We start from the raw sequence: 17,639 nt of genomic DNA, 5'->3' as shown, positions 1-17,639 counted from the left end.
AGTCCACGACTCGGCCGTCCGGATGGACCCGCCTGTTGCCTGAGCCGGAATGCCGGATTCCCCGACGCCAGTCCCGGGCGGTGCGCTCGTTGACCCCGACCTCACGTGCTGCTCGTGTGGTCGACCACCCCGAAGCGATCAACTCCAGACAACGACGTTTCGCCTCGGGTTTACCCTTCGGTGGGATCTTCTCCCTGCTGACCAGTCCCTCGTCCACCAGGACCCGGCGGGCTACCGAGTGCGCTACCCCAGATGCCTTCGCTGCCTGATTGATCGAGCAGGTCCGCTCGTAGACGGTCACGATCAGCCGAGGGTCGGGGCCACCGGTCCGGCTGCGGGGCTTACCCACCGGCCGGCCGACTGCCCTCAAGATCGCGTAGCACCGCTGCCGGGGCAGCCCGATCGCGACCGCGGCCTCTTTCACCGGAACCCCGGCATCGATCAGCCGTGCCAGTTGGTCACCGAACCGGTCGCGGTCCTCCGTAAACGACATGATCGTCGCAACCTCTCGTTGAGAGTGTTGCGACGATCATGTGAACCCGCCGTTTTACGTGCCGGGGCCCTGACGGTCGAATCAGTTGAACGAATCGCCGCAGGCGCAGGAACCGGTGGCTTGCGGGTTGTCGATCGTGAAACCCTGCTTCTCGATCGTGTCGACGAAGTCGATGGACGCGCCCTCGACGTAGGGAGCGCTCATCCGATCGACGGCGAGGCTGACGCCGCCGAAGTCGACGGTGAGGTCGCCGTCGAGGGATCGGTCGTCGAAGAACAACTGGTAACGGAGGCCGGCGCAACCACCGGGCTGCACCGCGATGCGCAGCGCGAGATCGTCGCGCCCCTCCTGGTCGAGAAGAGCCTTCGCCTTCGCGGAGGCAGCCTCGGTCATGATGACGCCGTGGGTGGCGGTCTCTTGCTGGACAGTCATGGGCGCTCCCTGTCGTTCGAATTCAACCCGGATGTGTCAACGGTACCGCGCGCGAATCTATTCCTCATGCATGAGTTGCTCACATTCCTCACATCTCGGGTGGCTCCGCTGGGCAGTTTTCCGGTTCTCCCCAGTATCCATATAGCCTGGAAGAGTGAAGTTGCTACGCCGCGGTGGTTCCGACGACTCCGACAAGCCGGAAGTGTCCGTGCCCGAGGCTCCCTCCGAGGAGGATGCGACGCAGGCTGCGTCGTCCTCGAGGGTTACCGAGGGCAAGGGGCGCCCGACACCCAAACGACGCGATGCCGAGGGCAAGCGTCGCGGCCCGGTCGCACCGGCTCCCCTCACGGCCAAGGAGGCACGCGCACGTCGTAAGGCAGCACGTAAGTCCAAGTCGAAGGACCAGCGCAAGGCGGAGTCCGCGCAGCGTCGCGCCTCCGCATCCGAGCGCCGCAACCGCATGCTCGCCGGCGAGGAGAAGTTCCTCCTCCCCCGCGACCGCGGTCCGGTGCGCGCCTACGTCCGCGACATCGTCGACAGTCGCCGCAATCTCGTCGGACTGTTCATGCCCCTCGCACTGGTTCTCATCATGACGATGTTCCTCGGGCCGGTCATTCAGCAGTACGTCACCCTCGCGATGTTCGTGATGATGCTGCTGATGGTCATCGAAGGCATCTACCTCGGGCGGATGGTCAACAAGAAGGCGCGAGCGCGATTCCCGGATTCCACCGACGGTGGCTTCGGACTCGGCTGGTACGCGTTCGTGCGCGCATCGCAGATCCGGAAGTTGCGGGCACCGCTCCCTCGGGTCAAGCCCGGCGACGCGATCTGACCGGGCTCACCGGGATACATCAGTTGTGCGGTGCACCGCGCGACTGCAACACGGCAGGCAAGGATTCGGCCGCGGAATCGGCGTCACCAGGCGCGCGAGACCGCGGCCGTGTCGCATCGGTGGGACGGAAATAGTTGTAGCGCAGCGATGCTCGGGTCACCCAACGGGGAATCCGTACGCGCACGCGACGAACGATTTCGAGGCCGCCGGCGAATGCCGCCAGCACGACCGCAACCAGGACGAGTTCCAACATGGTGTCGATTCTTCGCACCGGAGCCGCGCGTCGACAGTGGCAGAAACGACATGTAGCGCCGTTTTTCTGCCAGAGCCGCTGTTGATAGCGTCTAGTCGGTGAAGACCCACGTGAGAGGTGACCTGTGAGCAGTGATCCCACGCCAGTTCCGGACAGGACGGTTGGGCCGGACAAGACGGCAGACCCTGCCGACATCGACTTTCCGGCCATTGCCGCTCCGGATCGAGAGATCTACCTGCAAGCGGAGGCTCGGCAGCGTGATCTCACCAAACCGGCCGGATCACTGGGGCGGCTCGAGGAGTTCGGCTGCTGGGTGTCGTCATGTCAGGGCGAAGTCCCGCCCCGCCAGTTCCGACAGCCACGAGTCGTGGTCTTCGCGGGTGACCACGGTGTCGCGCGCACCGGAGTTTCGGCGTATCCGCCGGAGGTGACAGCCCAGATGGTCGCGAATCTCGTCGCCGGTGGCGCCGCGGTGAACGTCCTGGCCGCCAATGCCGGCGCACACGTCCGAGTCGCGGACATGGCGGTCGACTCCGACACGGCCCCGGAGGTGTCGGCCTACAAGATCCGTCGGTCGAGCGGCTGCATCGACCGCGAGGATGCGCTGACCCACGAGGAGACGATGCGCGCGATCGCAGCGGGTCGCGCGATCGCCGATCGTGAGGTGGACGAGGGCGCCGATCTTCTGATCGCCGGCGACATGGGGATCGGCAACACGACCCCGGCGACCGTTCTGATCGCGACCCTGACCTCGACCGAACCGGTCGCCGCGGTGGGACGTGGCACCGGTATCGACGATGCCGGATGGATGCGCAAGGTTTCCGCCATCCGCGATGCGATGCGGAGGGCACGCCCGTTCGTGAAGAATCCGGTCGCGCTGCTGCGGACCGCCGGTGGTGCCGACCTCGCCGCGATGGCCGGGTATCTCGCGCAGGCCGCAGTACGTCGCACACCTGTGGTCCTCGACGGGGTGGTCGTCACCGCGGCAGCGATGCTGGCAGAGGAACTCGCGCCAGGTGCGCGCCGCTGGTGGGTTGCAGGACACCGGTCGTCGGAACCCTCTCACAGCATTGCCCTCCGTCACCTCCGGCTCGAACCGATCGTCGAGTTCGATATGCGACTCGGTGAAGGATCGGGTGCCGTCACCGCGCTACCCATCCTCAGGGGTGCTGTCTCGATCCTGACGAACATGGCGACCTTCGCCGACGCCGGCGTGACGACCCGTGACGCGGCAGGCTCTCCCACCGAACCCGCCGACAGTTGATGCGTCATGCGCTCGGCGGTGTCGCATTGGCACTGTCGTGGCTGACGGTCGCGCCCGTGCGCGGTCCACACGAAGTGGATCGGGCAGTCGCGGCTCGTGCGATCCGTGCCGCGCCCGTCGCCGGGCTGGTCCTCGGCGGCGCAGCGACGGCAGTGGCGTGGGTGGTCTCGACTGCAGGGGGCAACGCGGGGATCATCGGATTCGCCTGTGTCGGATTCCTTGCCCTCGCGACCCGCGGCATGCACATCGACGGTCTCGCAGACACCGCAGACGGACTGGGTTGCTACGGTCCTCCCGAGCGTGCTCGTGAGGTGATGAAGTCCGGGGGCGCGGGCCCGTTCGGAGTGGCCGCGCTGATTGTCGTGCTCGCTCTGCAGGCCGCGGCGTTCGGTGCGCTCGCCGGCGCGGATTCGTGGGCGGCGATCGGGTTCGCCGTCGCGTTCGGTCGGGTGACAGTCGTGCCGGCATGCAGGCGAGGGCTCCACGCCGCCGAGGGCAGCCGATTCGGTGCGCTCGTCGCCGATTCTCAAGGGCCCGTGGCGATCGGAGCGTGGAGCCTCATCGCGATGGCCGCCGCGGCCGTGTGCATGCCGGGGCCACTGTGGCTCGGCCCGGTCGCGGTGGGCGCGGCGCTGGCTCTGTCGTGGTGGTTCGTGAGGCACTGCGCAACCCGATTCGGTGGCGTGGGCGGGGACATTCTCGGTGCGACCACTGAAGGGTGCGTGGCCCTGCTCGCCGTCGTCGCCGCGTGCGCTGTCTGATCTTCTATGGGAAGTGGGCGTGCCCGTCATCGACGGACACGCCCACTTTCCTGTGCCTGACTCACGCGCGCAGGGTCGTCATCCAACCGTGCGTGTCGGCGAACGTTCCGCGCTGAATTCCGGTCAGCGTGTCGCGCAACGCCATCGTGATCGGTCCGGGCTCCCCCCCGGCGATGCTGAACTCACCGTCGCGGTCCTTGACGCTCCCGACCGGCGTGATCACCGCAGCCGTGCCGCACGCGAATACCTCGGTGATCTCGCCGGAGGCCGCCTTCTCGCGCCATTCTTCGGTGCTGATGCGCTGCTCCTCGACCGACAGGCCCGAATCCATCGCGAGCGTGAGCAGCGAATCGCGGGTGATGCCCGGCAGCAGCGAACCCGACAACGCGGGGGTCACGAGGCGCGCGTCGGGGCCCGAGCCGTACACGAAGTACAGATTCATGCCGCCCATCTCTTCGACGTACTTCCGCTCGATGGCGTCGAGCCACACGACCTGGTCGCAGCCCTGCTCCGAGGCATGCGCCTGCGCGACCAGCGAAGCCGCGTAGTTGCCCGCGAACTTGGCGGCACCCGTACCTCCCGGTGCGGCGCGCACGTACTCACGCGAGAGCCACACACTCACCGGCTTGACCCCGCGAGGGAAGTACGCACCGGCGGGAGAGGCGATGAGCAGGTACTTGTACTCGGCCGAGGGGCGAACCCCGAGCGCCGGCTCGGTCGCGAACATGTAAGGGCGAAGGTAGAGCGATGATTCACCGCCGGCCTCGGGGACCCATTCGTGATCGACGTCCAGCAGTTCGGTGATCGACCGGGCGAACAGTTCCTCGGGCAGATGCGGCATCGCGATGCGGTCGGCCGACCGGTTGAACCGGGCGGCGTTGGCCTCGACACGGAACGACGCGATACTGCCGTCGCTCTGCCGGTATGCCTTGAGCCCTTCGAAGATCGACTGGCCGTAGTGCAGCACCATCGCGGCGGGGTCCAGCGAGATGGGCGCATAGGGCTCCACCTTCGCGTCGTGCCAACCGGTGCCCTCGGTGTAGGTGATCGTCACCATGTGGTCGGTGAAGTACCGGCCGAAGCCGGGATCGGCCAGGATCTCCTGGCGCCGCTCCGCGGAAGTCGGTGAGGGATGCGGGACGCGAGCGAATTCGAGGACACCTGTCATGAATGACAATGGTAACCAATCGTCTCCGACGCCTATTTGGTGTGGTCCGCGACGAACGGCGGAGCGACCACCTCGGCACGAAGCGAGCGGCCACGCACGTCGACGCTCACCTGGTCACCGACCGCAAGCCCGGCGTCCGTGTCGAGCAGAGCGAGTGCGATTCCGGTCTTGAGGGTCGGAGAGAAGGTACCCGAGGTGGTTTCACCCACTGCCGCACCGTCCTTCAGGACCGTCTGGCCCTGCCGCAGCACTCCGCGATCGAGAGCCCTGATACCCCACAGTCGACGCTTCGGACCCGCCTCTTTCTCCTCGAGCAACGCCTCCCGACCCCAGAACTCCGGCTTCTTCCAACCGACTGCCCAGCCGGTGCGGGCCTGCAGCGGCGAGATCGCGAGCGACAGCTCGTGCCCGTGCAGCGGGTACCCCATCTCGGTACGCAGGGTGTCGCGGGCGCCTAGACCTGCGACCTGACCCCCCGCGGCACGCACTGCCATTTCCAGCGCACGGAACAACGCCTCGGCGCCGTCCCAGGCCGGCAGAACCTCGAATCCGCGTTCGCCGGTGTAGCCGCTGCGGCACACGCGCACGGGTGTGCCGTTCCACTCCGCGTCCACGAACCCCATGTATGAGATGTCCGTCGGCAATCCCAGTTCCGTCAGGATGTCGGCGGATCTCGGGCCCTGCACCGCCAGGACTGCGTAGTCGCGATGCTGATCGGTGACGGTGATGCCGTCCGGTGCCTTCGCGACGAGTTCCGCGACGACCGCTGCGGTGTTCGCGGCGTTCGGCACGAGGAAGAGTTCCTCGTCCGACACGTAGTAGACGATGAGGTCGTCGATGACCCCGCCGGATTCCGTGCAGCACAGGGTGTACTGCGCCTTGCCGGGTCCGATCTTCGCCAGGTCGTTGGTGAGGGCCGAGTTCACGAACTCTGCGGCGCTCGGTCCGGCCACCAGTGCCTTGCCGAGATGACTGACGTCGAACAGGCCCACGTTCTCACGGACCGCCGTGTGCTCGGAGACCGTGCCCGCGTAGGACACGGGCATCTCCCACCCGCCGAACGGCGCGAATGTCGCGCCGAGTTCGACATGAACGGCATGGATCGGACCCCGCTGCAATTCCTGGTCGCTCATGTGACATGAGGCTAGTCGACCCGCTGCGCGACGCGGTTCTGTCCGGCCACACCCACGACATGTCCGCGCGATCACTAGCATCGTTCGGGACCACCTTCTTGCGTCACCCTCGTCTGCCTAGGAGTTGCCCAGTGAGCGCACCGACCCCGGAGTTGCCCGAACTCGTTCTCGCCGGCTCGGTATCGAAGCGAGCCGACGTACTCGTCGTCGGCCTGACGTCGTCCGACGGAAACCCCGAGGTCCTGCTCGGCGACGGCGTGATCGACGAAGACGTGCTCGGGAGCATTCTCGACGCGGTGCAGGCAGTCGGAGCCACCGGTCGCGCGGAGGAGATCACCCGCGTGCCCGCACCCGCCGAACTCCCCGTCGCGAGTGTCGTGGCCGTCGGTCTCGGCGCCGCCGACGGGATCGACGCCGAGCAGGTGCGTCGCGCAGCGGGGGCCGCCTCCCGCGCACTGGCCGGTGCCGCCACCGTGGCGACCACCCTGTCCGCCGTCGACCTCGGTGCCGCCGCGGAGGGCTTCGCCCTCGGCGCGTACACCTACACCGAGTTCCGGTCGGAGAAGTCGGCGCCCGGTGCCGACAAGAAACCGCCGTCGCGGATCGAACTGCTGGTTGCCTCGACCCGTGATCGCGCCGCCAAGGCCGCACTCGTGCGGTCGAACGCGATTGCGGAAGCTGTCGCAACCGCCCGCGAGTTCGTCAACACCCCGCCCAGCCACCTGTACCCGGCGTCCTTCGCCGAGCGCGCGAAAGCTCTCGGTGAGGCGGCAGGACTGAAGGTCGAGGTGCTCGACGAGAAGGCCCTGGAGAAGCAGGGCTTCGGCGGCATCGTCGGGGTCGGCAAGGGGTCGTCGCGGCCACCGCGGCTCGTGCGCCTGTCGTACGCCTCGAAGAAGCGCAAGGCCCCGAAGGTTGCGCTCGTCGGCAAGGGTGTCACCTTCGACACCGGCGGCATCTCGATCAAGCCGGCCGCCGGCATGGAGGCGATGACCTCCGACATGGCGGGTGCCGCAGCCGTCGTCGCGACCGTGGTGCTCGCCGCGAAGCTGGGGGTTGCCGTCGACGTCACCGCCACGGTGCCGATGGCCGAGAACATGCCGTCGTCGACAGCGCAGCGTCCCGGCGATGTCCTGACCCAGTACGGCGGCACCACCGTCGAGGTGATCAACACCGACGCCGAGGGCCGGCTGATTCTCGCCGACGCCATCGTGCGCGCGTGCGAGGACGAGCCCGATTACCTGATCGACACCGCGACGCTGACCGGTGCGCAGATGGTGGCGCTCGGCACTCGCACGCCCGGCGTGATGGGTACCGAGGAGTTCCGCGACCGGGTCGCGGCGCTGTCGCAGGAGGTCGGTGAGAACGGCTGGGCGATGCCGCTGCCGAAGTATATGAGCTCGGATCTCGAGTCGCGGGTCGCCGACCTCGCGAACGTCGGCCCGAACCGCTGGGGCGGCATGCTGACCGCGGGGCTGTTCCTGAAGGAGTTCGTCTCCGATGGCGTCCAATGGGTCCACATCGACGTCGCCGGCCCGGCTTTCAACACCGGGGGCCCGTTCGGGTACGTCGGTAAGGGCGGCACCGGCGTGCCGGTGCGCACGATGCTCGCGGCCATCGAGGACATCGCAGATCACGGATGACGACAGTCGCCCATTACTGCCGTGAGGTCGACGCGGCCGTCCCCCTGAGGCGGGTGGGACGGCCGCGTGGGGGCGGACACACCACGAAAGCGGTGTGAGCAGATCCGCCCCTCGTCGAACATCCGATGGCGACGAGTGCAAGGATGGTTCCGGGCATGCCTCCTCCGGTATCGGCCCACGAGAACACCTGAACCAACCGCACGAGTCCCCGGCCTCGAGCACAATGGGAGCGCGACCACACAATGGTCGACACCCACGAGTCGGTACAACTCAACACACCCGAACACAACCGTCGAGGAGTCAACAGACATGGCCTTCTCCGTCCAGATGCCAGCGCTTGGTGAGAGCGTCACCGAGGGAACTGTCACGCGATGGCTCAAGCAGGAAGGAGACACGGTCGAAGTCGATGAGCCGCTGCTCGAAGTCTCCACGGACAAGGTCGACACCGAGATCCCGTCTCCCGCTGCCGGCGTGCTGATCAAGATCGTCGCTCAGGAAGACGACACCGTCGAGATCGGCGGCGAGCTCGCACAGATCGGCGACGAAGGCGAATCCGCGGGTAGCGCACCCGCCCCTGCAGCCGAAGCAGCTGCTCCTGCAACCGAGGCACCTGCGCCCGCCGCCGAGGCCGCACCGGCTCCCGCCGCACCCGCGCAGTCGAACGGCAACGGTGCGGGCACCCTCGTCACCATGCCTGCACTCGGCGAATCCGTCACCGAAGGCACCGTCACCCGCTGGCTCAAGGCCATCGGCGACGAGGTCGCCGTCGACGAACCCCTCCTCGAGGTCTCCACCGACAAGGTCGACACCGAGATTCCGTCCCCCGTCGCCGGGATCCTCACCGAGATCTCCGCACAGGAAGACGACACCGTCGAGGTCGGCGGCCGGCTCGCCGTCATCGGCTCCGAGACTCCTGCCGAGGCCCCCGCCGCACCCGCACCGGCCGCACCCGCACCTGCTGCAGCACCCGCGCCGGCAGCGACGGCTCCCGCTCCGGCTGCTTCTGCACCCGCGGCAGCGCCCGCATCTGCTGCCCCGGCTCCCGCCGCAGCAGCACCGTCGGGCGATGCGACGCCGTATGTCACGCCGCTCGTGCGCAAGCTCGCCTCGCAGCACAATGTCGACCTGTCCACTGTCAAGGGCACCGGCGTCGGCGGGCGTATCCGCAAACAGGACGTACTCGCAGCCGCGGAGGCGAAGAAGGCGGCTCCTGCTGCCACAGCACCCGCCGCAGCAGCACCTGCCTCAGCGACCGCGTCCGGAGTTGCTCCGGGTGTGCGGCCTGAGCTGGCGAATCTGCGTGGAACCACGCAGAAGGCCAACCGCATCCGCCAGATCACCGCGACGAAGACCCGCGAGTCGCTGCAGAACACCGCGCAGCTCACACAGACCTTCGAGGTGGACGTCACCAAGATCGCACAGTTGCGCGCCCAGGCGAAGAAGTCCTTCGCCGAGCGTGAGGGCGTCAACCTGACGTACCTGCCGTTCTTCGCGAAGGCCGTTGTCGAGGCACTCAAGGTGCACCCGAACATCAACGCGTCGTACGACGAGGCCAACAAGCAGATCACTTACCACGCGGCCGAGCACCTCGGTATCGCCGTGGACACCGAGCAGGGCCTGCTCTCCCCGGTGATCCACAACGCCGGCGACCTGTCGCTGGGCGGTCTCGCACGTGCGATCGCAGATATCGCCGAGCGCTCGCGTAATGGTGGCCTCAAGCCCGACGAGCTCTCCGGTGGCACCTTCACCATCACGAACATCGGGAGCCAGGGCGCCCTGTTCGACACCCCGATCCTGGTTCCGCCGCAGGCCGGCATGCTTGGAACGGGTGCGATCGTCAAGCGCCCGGTTGTCGTCCAGGACGAGACCGGCAACGAATCGATCGGTGTGCGGTCGATGTGCTACCTGCCGCTCACCTACGATCACCGACTCGTCGACGGTGCCGACGCCGGACGGTTCCTCAAGACGATCAAGCATCGTCTCGAGGAGGGCGCGTTCGAGGCCGATCTCGGTCTGTGATGCGCCCAGCAGAGCTGTAGCTACACAATGGAGTGACCGAGGCGGGGGTGTCGTCGATTCGACGGCACCCCCGCCTCCTGCACTGCGGCGTAATGTCGACACCTATGAGCAATGCCACGTCCTCCGCACGTCTCGACTCCGCACCGGTCGTTGTAGCTCAGCTGGGCCTGATCGGTTACCTCGAAGCCTGGGAACGTCAGCGCGAGCTCGCTGCCGAACGTGCCGACGGCATCGGCGCGGACACTCTGCTCCTTCTCGAGCACCCACCCGTGTACACCGCAGGTAGGCGGACCGAAGATTCCGACCGCCCCTCCGACGGCACTCCGGTCATCGACGTCGATCGGGGCGGGAAGATCACGTGGCACGGTCCCGGTCAGCTCGTCGGCTATCCGATCGTCCGGCTCGCCGAGCCGATCGACGTCGTCGACTACGTCCGGCGGATCGAGCAGGCACTGATTGCCGTGTGCACCGACATGGGACTGGTGTGCGGACGCGTCGAAGGCCGCTCCGGTGTGTGGCTGCCCGCAGAACTGCGCGACGGGCGGTGGCTCGCCGAACGAAAGATCGCCGCGATCGGTATACGCGTGCAGCGCGGTGTCGCGATGCACGGGTTCGCCCTCAATTGCGACTCCGCACTCGACGCGTTCGACTCGATCGTCCCGTGCGGTATCCGCGACGCGGGAGTTGCCTCTCTCACGGGCGAACTCGGTCGCGACGTGACAGTGCACGAGGTCGTTCCGGCGGTGACCGACGCGGTCGTCGCGGCGCTCGACGGCCGACTTCCGGTCACCGAGTGCAACATCGAACGGGTCACCTTCGAGCAGGCTGTCTCAGCTGCTGCACCTGATCCGACCACACCGGAGTTCACTACTCACCGGTTCTGACATGTCCACACCCGGAAGAAGTTTCACCTGGTGCTCGGGCGTACCATCGATGGCGTGACTGTCGCCCCAGAAGGACGCAAGCTGCTGCGGATCGAGACCCGGAACGCGCAGACGCCTATCGAACGTAAGCCCAATTGGATCAAGACCCGCGCCAAGATGGGTCCGGAGTACACCGACCTGAAAGGCCTCGTGCGGCGTGAGGGCCTGCACACGGTCTGCGAGGAAGCAGGGTGTCCCAACATCTACGAATGCTGGGAAGACCGCGAGGCCACCTTCCTGATCGGTGGTGAGCAGTGCACCCGCCGCTGCGACTTCTGCCAGATCGACACCGGCAAGCCCGCCGCGCTCGACCGCGACGAGCCGCGTCGCGTCGCCGAATCGGTGCAGGCGATGGGACTGCGCTACTCGACGATCACCGGTGTCGCCCGCGACGATCTCCCCGATGGCGGCGCCTGGCTGTACGCAGAGACAGTTCGCAAGATCCACGAGCTCAATCCTGGAACCGGCGTCGAGAACCTGATTCCGGATTTCAACGGCAAGCCCGAACTCCTGCAGGAAGTCTTCGACTCGCGGCCGGAGGTTCTCGCGCACAACGTCGAGACCGTCCCGCGCATCTTCAAGAGGATCCGTCCCGCGTTCCGCTACCAAAGGTCCCTGGATGTGATCACCGCTGCCCGCGAGTTCGGGCTCGTCACCAAATCCAACCTGATTCTGGGAATGGGCGAGACTCCCGACGAGGTCACCGAAGCGCTGCATGACCTGCACGACGCCGGCTGCGACATCATCACGATCACGCAGTACCTGCGCCCGTCACCGCGGCATCATCCCGTCGAGCGGTGGGTCAAGCCCGAGGAGTTCGTCGCCCACTCCGAGATGGCCGAGAAGATCGGCTTCGCAGGTGTGATGGCGGGGCCACTGGTGCGCTCGTCGTACCGCGCCGGACGCCTGTACGCGCAGGCGATGGCTCACCACGGTCGAGAACTGCCCGCCGGTCAGGCGCATCTCGCACAGGAGGGCTCCGCGAGCCAGGAAGCCAGCTCGGTTCTCGCCCGCTTCGGAAGCTAGCAACGGGAACGGTACCGCGGTGGCAGGCAGTCCATCGCAGAGAAAGTATCCTGGTAGTCATGGCGAAGGGCAGCAAGACCGACAAGGAAGCGAAGGCCGCGGCGAAAGCCGCGCGCAAGCAGGCATCGAAGGAGCGTCGCACACAGCTGTGGCAGGCCTTCCAGATTCAGCGCAAGGAAGACAAGGCGCTTCTGCCGTGGATGATCGGTGTGCTTGTCGCTTCGATCGTCGTGTTCTTCGTGATCGGGCTGATCTTCAGCATCCAGTGGTTCCTGTTGCCGATCGGCATCCTCGTCGGTGTCCTCGCAGCGTTCATCATCTTCGGGCGTCGCGTTCAGAAGACCGTCTACAAGAAGGCCGACGGTCAGGCAGGCGCGGCAGCGTGGGCGCTCGACAATCTTCAGGGCGCCTGGCGCGTCTCACAGGCCGTCGCCGGCACCACCCAACTCGACGCACTGCATCGAGTGATCGGTCGGCCCGGGGTCATCCTCGTCGGCGAGGGCAACCCGGGTCGGATCAAGCCGCTGATGGCGCAGGAGAAGAAGCGCGTTGCGCGCCTCATCGGTGACACTCCTATCTACGAGTTCACCGTCGGCAACGAGGAAGGCCAGATCCCTCTGGCGCAGCTGCAGAAACAGTTGAACAAGCTTCCTCGCAACATCGACACCAAGCGGATGGATGCGATCGAAGGCCGTCTGTCGGCGCTGAGCACCAAGAAGAGCGGCCCTGCGATGCCGAAGGGTCCGCTGCCGGCGGGCGCGAAGATGCGGAGCGTGCAGCGCACCATGCGCCGCCGCTGAACCACCGTGCCGAACAGCCGAGAGCCGTCGTCCCGATCGGGACGACGGCTCTCGGCCATTGCAGGAAGTCAGCGCGAACGCACGAGTGCGGTGCCGGTCGCGCGGTCTTGCAGGCCCCTGCCGTCGATGTCGGTGACCAGAGCCGGAGCGATGAAGACGAGCAGGATCTGCCGCGCAAAGGCACGGATGAGTCCGACGCGAGCGGGTGCATCCACGCGGACCACCTGGATCCCCGCGATGAACTGCCCCGGTGTGAACGAGAACAACGTCACTGTGACGATGCCTACACCGCACCAGATGAGAAGCGTGTATGCAGACAACAACGGGCTCTCGAGTGGGTTGTCGCCCACCAGTGCCATCGCGATCGCCATCGACGAGAACCAGTCGATGACCAGCGCGAGGACCCGCTTCGCCGACGAGACGAGCGCACCCGGGCCGTGTTCCGGGAGCCCGAGCCACTCCCCGGGATACTTCTGCTCCCCGCCCTGTCCCTGGGGAAGAGCCGCCGAGGGGCCCGATAGCCAACTACCCGTCATCCGCGCCATGGGTCCAGGATAGTCTGGTACGTGCGGACCAGGGCAGACCCATGCACCCGTCGGTGACCTCTACCACGTTCTTCGGGCCTCACACCAGGGCAACCTGATGTGTAACACCGGCGAAACATAGGTTTGACGACCGGGCAACACCGGGTCAATACGGTCTGATCCGACGCAGGCGCCCAGCACCAAATGGCGCGCACCGACTGAAGGAGCACAAGCGTGGCGTTCACCACGGCCGAAGAGGTCATCAAGTTCATCGCGGACGAAAATGTCGAATACGTCGACGTCCGCTTCACGGACCTGCCCGGCATCGAACAGCACTTCTCCATCCCCGCGAAGGCATTCAACCAGGATGTCTTCGAAGACGGTTTGGCATTCGACGGATCATCCGTCCGCGGATTCCAGTCGATCCACGAGTCCGACATGCTGCTCCTTCCCGACGTGACCACCGCACGCCTGGACCCCTTCCGCGCAGCCAAGACGCTGAATGTCAGCTTCTTCGTCCACGATCCGTTCACTCGTGAGTCCTACAGCCGCGACCCGCGCAACGTCGCTCGCAAGGCGGAGGAATATCTCGCCAGCACCGGCATCGCCGATACCGCGTTCTTCGGCGCCGAGGCCGAGTTCTACATTTTCGACTCGGTCCGCTACGACTCCGCCATCAACGGTGCGTTCTACGAGGTCGACTCCATCTCGGGCTCGTGGAACACCGGTGCCGACTACAACGCCGACGGCTCCGCCAACCGCGGCTACAAGGTCCGCCCGAAGGGTGGCTACTTCCCCGTCGCGCCGTACGACCATTACGTCGACCTCCGCGACGCGATCTCCACCAACCTGTCGAATGCGGGCTTCGAGCTCGAACGCGGCCACCACGAGGTCGGCACCGGCGGCCAGGCCGAGATCAACTACAAGTTCAACACGCTGCTCTCGGCCGCCGATGACCTGCAGCTGTTCAAGTACATCGTCAAGAACACCGCATGGCAGCACGGCAAGACTGCAACCTTCATGCCGAAGCCGCTCTTCGGCGACAACGGCTCGGGCATGCACGTCCACCAGTCGCTGTGGAAGGACGGCAAGCCGCTGTTCCACGATGAGGCCGGCTACGCAGGCCTGTCGGATCTCGCCCGCTGGTACATCGGCGGCATCCTGCATCACGCGCCGTCGCTGCTCGCGTTCACCAACCCGACGATCAACTCGTACCACCGCCTTGTTCCGGGCTACGAGGCTCCGATCAACCTGGTGTACAGCCAGCGCAACCGTTCGGCTGCGGTCCGTATCCCGATCACGGGCAACAACCCGAAGGCCAAACGCCTCGAGTTCCGCGCGCCGGACTCCTCGGGCAACCCTTACCTGAACTTCGCAGCTCAGATGATGGCCGGCCTCGACGGCATCAAGAACAAGATCGAGCCGCTCGCTCCGGTCGACAAGGACCTCTACGAGCTTCCGCCGGAGGAGGCCAAGAACATCCCGCAGGCTCCTACGTCGCTGCCCGCGGTCATCGACCGTCTCGAGGCCGACCACGAGTACCTCACCGAGGGTGGCGTGTTCACCACCGACCTGATCGAGACCTGGATCTCACTCAAGCGTGAGCAGGAGATCGCTCCGGTCAACCTGCGCCCGCACCCCTACGAATTCCAGCTGTACTTCGACTGCTGAGTCGTTGATACTCGAACGCAGACCGGATGGATCTGCGCTCTGAAACGAGAGTCACCCACGGAATGCCGTGGGTGACTCTCATTTTCATGTCTGTGAAGGTCCCCGCTCTTCTCGGATTCGCCGCACCACCGCCACCACAACGTGTCAGGTTGCGACAGGGCGTCCGGTGTGGACAGCTTCGGCACCGGGTGCGAGTCGCACGATGATCCTCTTGGACGTCGGCGTATTGCACACATCCGCAACGGAATCCCGGTGCATCAGAAGGATCAGCGATTCACGCCCGGTGACGACGTGTGAGCGATTGAGTTTGGTAGTCACCTGAACAGTCCAGTCCTCCTTGGCAATACCGTATTCAGCGCGTTTCGAGTCGGAGATGGCGGCGACGATGTTCCCGGCCATCGACACCATCACCTTGACATCACCGCGTTCGACCGCGTTCACACTGTTGACGGTATCGAGGCCATGCTCTCGTGGCGGATCGAATTGGAACTCGGCTGCAAGTGCATTGCGGAACTCGTCCGGCATCTGCTCCCAGATTCCCATGGTGCGGTCGCCTTGGACGTTGCTGTGGCCGCGGATCGGTGAGGCGCCTGCACCCGGTTTGCCGATATTGCCGCGCAACAACAGCAGGTTCATGATCTCGGCAATCGTGGCAACCCCATTCTTGTGTTGTGTGATTCCGAGACACAACGTGATGATCGTGGCGTTCGACTCGATATACCGCCTCGCCGACGACGAGATCTGATCCGAGGTCAAACCGGTGGCATCGAGAGCTTCCTGATCGTCGAGCGAGAGAATGTGGTCGCGATCGGACTCGAATCCTGTGCAGTGGGTGTCGAGGAATTCATTCTCGAGTACGGTTCCGGGGGAGCTCTGCTCTGCGAGCAGAACACGCTTCGCGACAGCCTGGATCAGGTGCATGTCGCCGCCGCTACGGATCAGATGGGCCTTACCGAAGTCGTCGTAGCCGATCGTCGACTTGCCGATCCCGATGGCCGGTGTCATGCCGGCGCCGGTGGCCTCATGGCGCATGTTCGAGCAGTCCGGCAGGTTGTTCGTTCCGAACGCACGCGCGAACAGCTGATAGAGCTAGGCGGGCTCGTTCATGATTCGGCCGCTGGTGTGGAAGACTGCCTGGCGCATCGCAGTGGCAGCGTGGTCGGCGCCGGACCCACGGTTCGAGAGCGAGTCGCCGCAATGCCGATTCCAGCGCCGGACTCGCTGGTGATGGGCATACTGTGACTACGGCCGACGGCCCGTGGCCCTTGTTTGTACATTTCGGCGGCATCGGGGTCTTCTGCCCTCGGCGGCAGTGGTCGCCGCCTGTCTCCCGGAGAGGTTGATGGCGGAACAGCAAGCCGTACCGGCAGACTCACCTGTTCCTGCCCGCGAAATCACCGTGACCTGTGTGCTGGCGATCATCGCCGGCGCGGTCATCGGATTCATCGGAGGCGCATTTCGCTGGTGTCTGGCAGTCGCCGAAGAGTGGCGCGTCCACATGCTTCACTGGGCACACGGTCTACCTGGTCCGAGTTGGCTGATTCCGGTAGGGATCACTGCGCTGTGCGCCGCGTCGGCTGCGTTGATCGTGCGTCCCATCCCACTTGCCGCCGGGAGCGGGGTACAACACGTGGAGGCCGTCGCCCGAGGCGAGGCGGAACCGCCACGTCTTCTCGTTCTGCCCGCGAAATTCTTCGGTGGCCTCCTCGCAATGGGATCTGGCCTCGTCCTCGGCCGGGAAGGTCCGATCGTCCATATGGGAGCGGTGGTCGGCGCTGAATCGGCGCGCAGGGCTCGCACGAGCGACGGACACGTGCGGTTGCTGCAAACATCGGTGTCCGGCGCCGGTCTGGCGGTGGCGTTCAATGCACCGATCGGGGGCGCACTGTTCGTCTTCGAGGAGGTAACCCGCGCATTCCGTTTCCGCACAGTGGTACCGGTCCTGTTGTCCGTAGCAGTCGGAGTCGCCTGCTCACGGCTGATCCTGGGTGATCGACCTGATTTCGACGTCGGCCCCCTCGATCCTCCGTCGATCACCCTCCTCCCGGTATTCGTGGTGTTCGGATTGCTGACGGGACTGTTCGGTGCCGTGTACAACCGGCTCGTGATGCGGCTGCTGGCCACCTCCGATGCCCTGCGTTCGGTGTCGCCTATTGCGAAAGCAGCCGTGATCGGCGGAATGATCGGCCTCGTGTCCGTGGTCGCGCCACTCGCCGCGGGTGGCGGCGACACCGTGTCCCAGCACCTGGTCAGTGGCGGGACCATCGCACTACCCATGATGGCCTGGCTGGTCGTGGTGCGGTTCGTCGCGGGTCCGCTGTCCTACGCCGCGGGCACTCCCGGCGGCTTGTTCGCTCCGCTGCTCGCGCTCGGGGCCCTGTGGGGCGTGCTGTACGCACGGGTCGCAGAGACTCTCATCCCCGGTATCGATTCCTCGCTGGCCGTACCCATGGTGATCGTGGGCATGGCGGCCCTCTTCAGCGCATCCGTGCGGGCTCCGCTCACCGGAATCGCGCTGGTCGTGGAGATGACAGGGACTACAAGCGTCACGGTGCCCATGCTCCTCGCGTCGGCGGGAGCGGTGGTCGTCGCTCATCTTGTCGGGGCCGCGCCGATCTATGACAGCCTCCGCGCGAGGATGCTCGCCTCTTCCAGCCCACCGAACCACGGGCCCGTGTGAGCTCGAATCAGTCCGGA

The 17,639-nt window shown here is 66.0% G+C and carries 17 protein-coding genes; 10 read left to right on the top strand and 7 right to left on the bottom strand.

Annotation, left to right across the window (positions count from 1 at the left end; all coding sequences use genetic code 11):
- On the bottom strand, positions 1–493 hold a 493-nt coding region (locus tag Q7514_RS10005), incomplete at its 3' end, for a helix-turn-helix domain-containing protein (RefSeq protein ID WP_330133070.1).
- Between the two features lie 81 nt (positions 494–574).
- Entirely contained in the window at positions 575–925 is a 351-nt protein-coding gene (locus Q7514_RS10000) for a HesB/IscA family protein (protein WP_054716384.1), read from the bottom strand.
- Positions 926–1,079: 154 nt separating this feature from the next.
- Here Q7514_RS10000 and Q7514_RS09995 point away from each other — a divergent pair, with 154 nt between their 5' ends.
- Entirely contained in the window at positions 1,080–1,757 is a 678-nt protein-coding gene (locus Q7514_RS09995; RefSeq protein ID WP_330133069.1) for a DUF3043 domain-containing protein, read from the top strand.
- Between the two features lie 19 nt (positions 1,758–1,776).
- Here the strand turns inward: Q7514_RS09995 and Q7514_RS09990 are convergent, their stop codons facing one another.
- Positions 1,777–2,010, bottom strand: a complete 234-nt coding sequence (locus Q7514_RS09990; protein ID WP_330133068.1) for a hypothetical protein — start codon at positions 2,008–2,010, stop codon at positions 1,777–1,779.
- 193 nt (positions 2,011–2,203) lie between these two features.
- On the opposite strand from Q7514_RS09990, the gene cobT reads away from it, so the two are divergent.
- A complete protein-coding gene (gene cobT / locus Q7514_RS09985; RefSeq protein ID WP_330133109.1) occupies positions 2,204–3,274 on the top strand; it encodes a nicotinate-nucleotide--dimethylbenzimidazole phosphoribosyltransferase in 1,071 nt (356 codons plus the stop codon).
- Positions 3,274–4,035 (top strand): adenosylcobinamide-GDP ribazoletransferase, encoded by a 762-nt coding sequence (locus tag Q7514_RS09980; protein WP_330133108.1) that lies wholly within the window; start codon positions 3,274–3,276, stop codon positions 4,033–4,035. The genes cobT and Q7514_RS09980 overlap by 1 nt, the downstream gene beginning before the upstream one ends.
- A gap of 61 nt (positions 4,036–4,096) precedes the next feature.
- Here Q7514_RS09980 and Q7514_RS09975 read toward each other — a convergent pair whose 3' ends face one another.
- Positions 4,097–5,203, bottom strand: coding sequence for a branched-chain amino acid aminotransferase (locus tag Q7514_RS09975; RefSeq protein ID WP_330133067.1), 1,107 nt, complete (start codon positions 5,201–5,203; stop codon positions 4,097–4,099).
- A 32-nt stretch (positions 5,204–5,235) separates the two neighbouring features.
- Complete coding sequence (gcvT, locus tag Q7514_RS09970; RefSeq protein WP_330133066.1) at positions 5,236–6,336, bottom strand: glycine cleavage system aminomethyltransferase GcvT; 1,101 nt, start codon at positions 6,334–6,336, stop codon at positions 5,236–5,238.
- Positions 6,337–6,467: 131 nt separating this feature from the next.
- Here gcvT and Q7514_RS09965 point away from each other — a divergent pair, with 131 nt between their 5' ends.
- The 5 genes from Q7514_RS09965 (at position 6,468) to Q7514_RS09945 (ending at position 12,747) form a co-directional block, all read left to right on the top strand.
- Positions 6,468–7,979, top strand: a complete 1,512-nt coding sequence (locus Q7514_RS09965; RefSeq protein ID WP_330133065.1) for a leucyl aminopeptidase — start codon at positions 6,468–6,470, stop codon at positions 7,977–7,979.
- Positions 7,980–8,288: 309 nt separating this feature from the next.
- The gene (gene sucB / locus Q7514_RS09960) at positions 8,289–9,998 is read left to right on the top strand and encodes a 2-oxoglutarate dehydrogenase, E2 component, dihydrolipoamide succinyltransferase (RefSeq protein WP_330133064.1); all 1,710 of its coding nucleotides are present in this window, start codon (positions 8,289–8,291) and stop codon (positions 9,996–9,998) included.
- Between the two features lie 104 nt (positions 9,999–10,102).
- Positions 10,103–10,882, top strand: a complete 780-nt coding sequence (gene lipB, locus Q7514_RS09955; RefSeq protein WP_330133063.1) for a lipoyl(octanoyl) transferase LipB — start codon at positions 10,103–10,105, stop codon at positions 10,880–10,882.
- 54 nt (positions 10,883–10,936) lie between these two features.
- On the top strand, positions 10,937–11,947 hold the full coding sequence (gene lipA / locus Q7514_RS09950; protein WP_330133062.1) for a lipoyl synthase: 1,011 nt from the start codon (positions 10,937–10,939) through the stop codon (positions 11,945–11,947).
- A gap of 59 nt (positions 11,948–12,006) precedes the next feature.
- Complete coding sequence (locus Q7514_RS09945; protein ID WP_330133061.1) at positions 12,007–12,747, top strand: DUF4191 domain-containing protein; 741 nt, start codon at positions 12,007–12,009, stop codon at positions 12,745–12,747.
- Between the two features lie 68 nt (positions 12,748–12,815).
- On the opposite strand, the gene Q7514_RS09940 is transcribed toward Q7514_RS09945, so the two are convergent.
- On the bottom strand, positions 12,816–13,292 hold the full coding sequence (locus Q7514_RS09940; RefSeq protein WP_330133060.1) for an RDD family protein: 477 nt from the start codon (positions 13,290–13,292) through the stop codon (positions 12,816–12,818).
- A gap of 213 nt (positions 13,293–13,505) precedes the next feature.
- Here Q7514_RS09940 and glnA point away from each other — a divergent pair, with 213 nt between their 5' ends.
- The gene (gene glnA, locus Q7514_RS09935) at positions 13,506–14,942 is read left to right on the top strand and encodes a type I glutamate--ammonia ligase (RefSeq protein WP_330133059.1); all 1,437 of its coding nucleotides are present in this window, start codon (positions 13,506–13,508) and stop codon (positions 14,940–14,942) included.
- A gap of 144 nt (positions 14,943–15,086) precedes the next feature.
- On the opposite strand, the gene Q7514_RS09930 is transcribed toward glnA, so the two are convergent.
- Positions 15,087–15,974, bottom strand: a complete 888-nt coding sequence (locus Q7514_RS09930) for a molybdopterin-binding domain-containing protein (protein ID WP_330133058.1) — start codon at positions 15,972–15,974, stop codon at positions 15,087–15,089.
- Positions 15,975–16,284: 310 nt separating this feature from the next.
- Between Q7514_RS09930 and Q7514_RS09925 the strand changes: the two genes are divergently transcribed.
- Positions 16,285–17,622 carry a ClC family H(+)/Cl(-) exchange transporter gene (locus tag Q7514_RS09925; protein ID WP_330133057.1) on the top strand — a complete coding sequence of 446 codons (1,338 nt, stop codon included), beginning with the start codon at positions 16,285–16,287 and terminating at the stop codon, positions 17,620–17,622.
- Positions 17,623–17,639 lie beyond the last annotated feature (17 nt).

Source organism: Rhodococcus artemisiae (assembly GCF_036327795.1).
GTDB classification, from domain to species: Bacteria; Actinomycetota; Actinomycetes; order Mycobacteriales; family Mycobacteriaceae; genus Rhodococcus; species Rhodococcus artemisiae.
The sequence above is the reverse complement of the archived record's forward strand: the minus strand, read 5'-3'. Positions and strand labels throughout refer to the sequence as shown.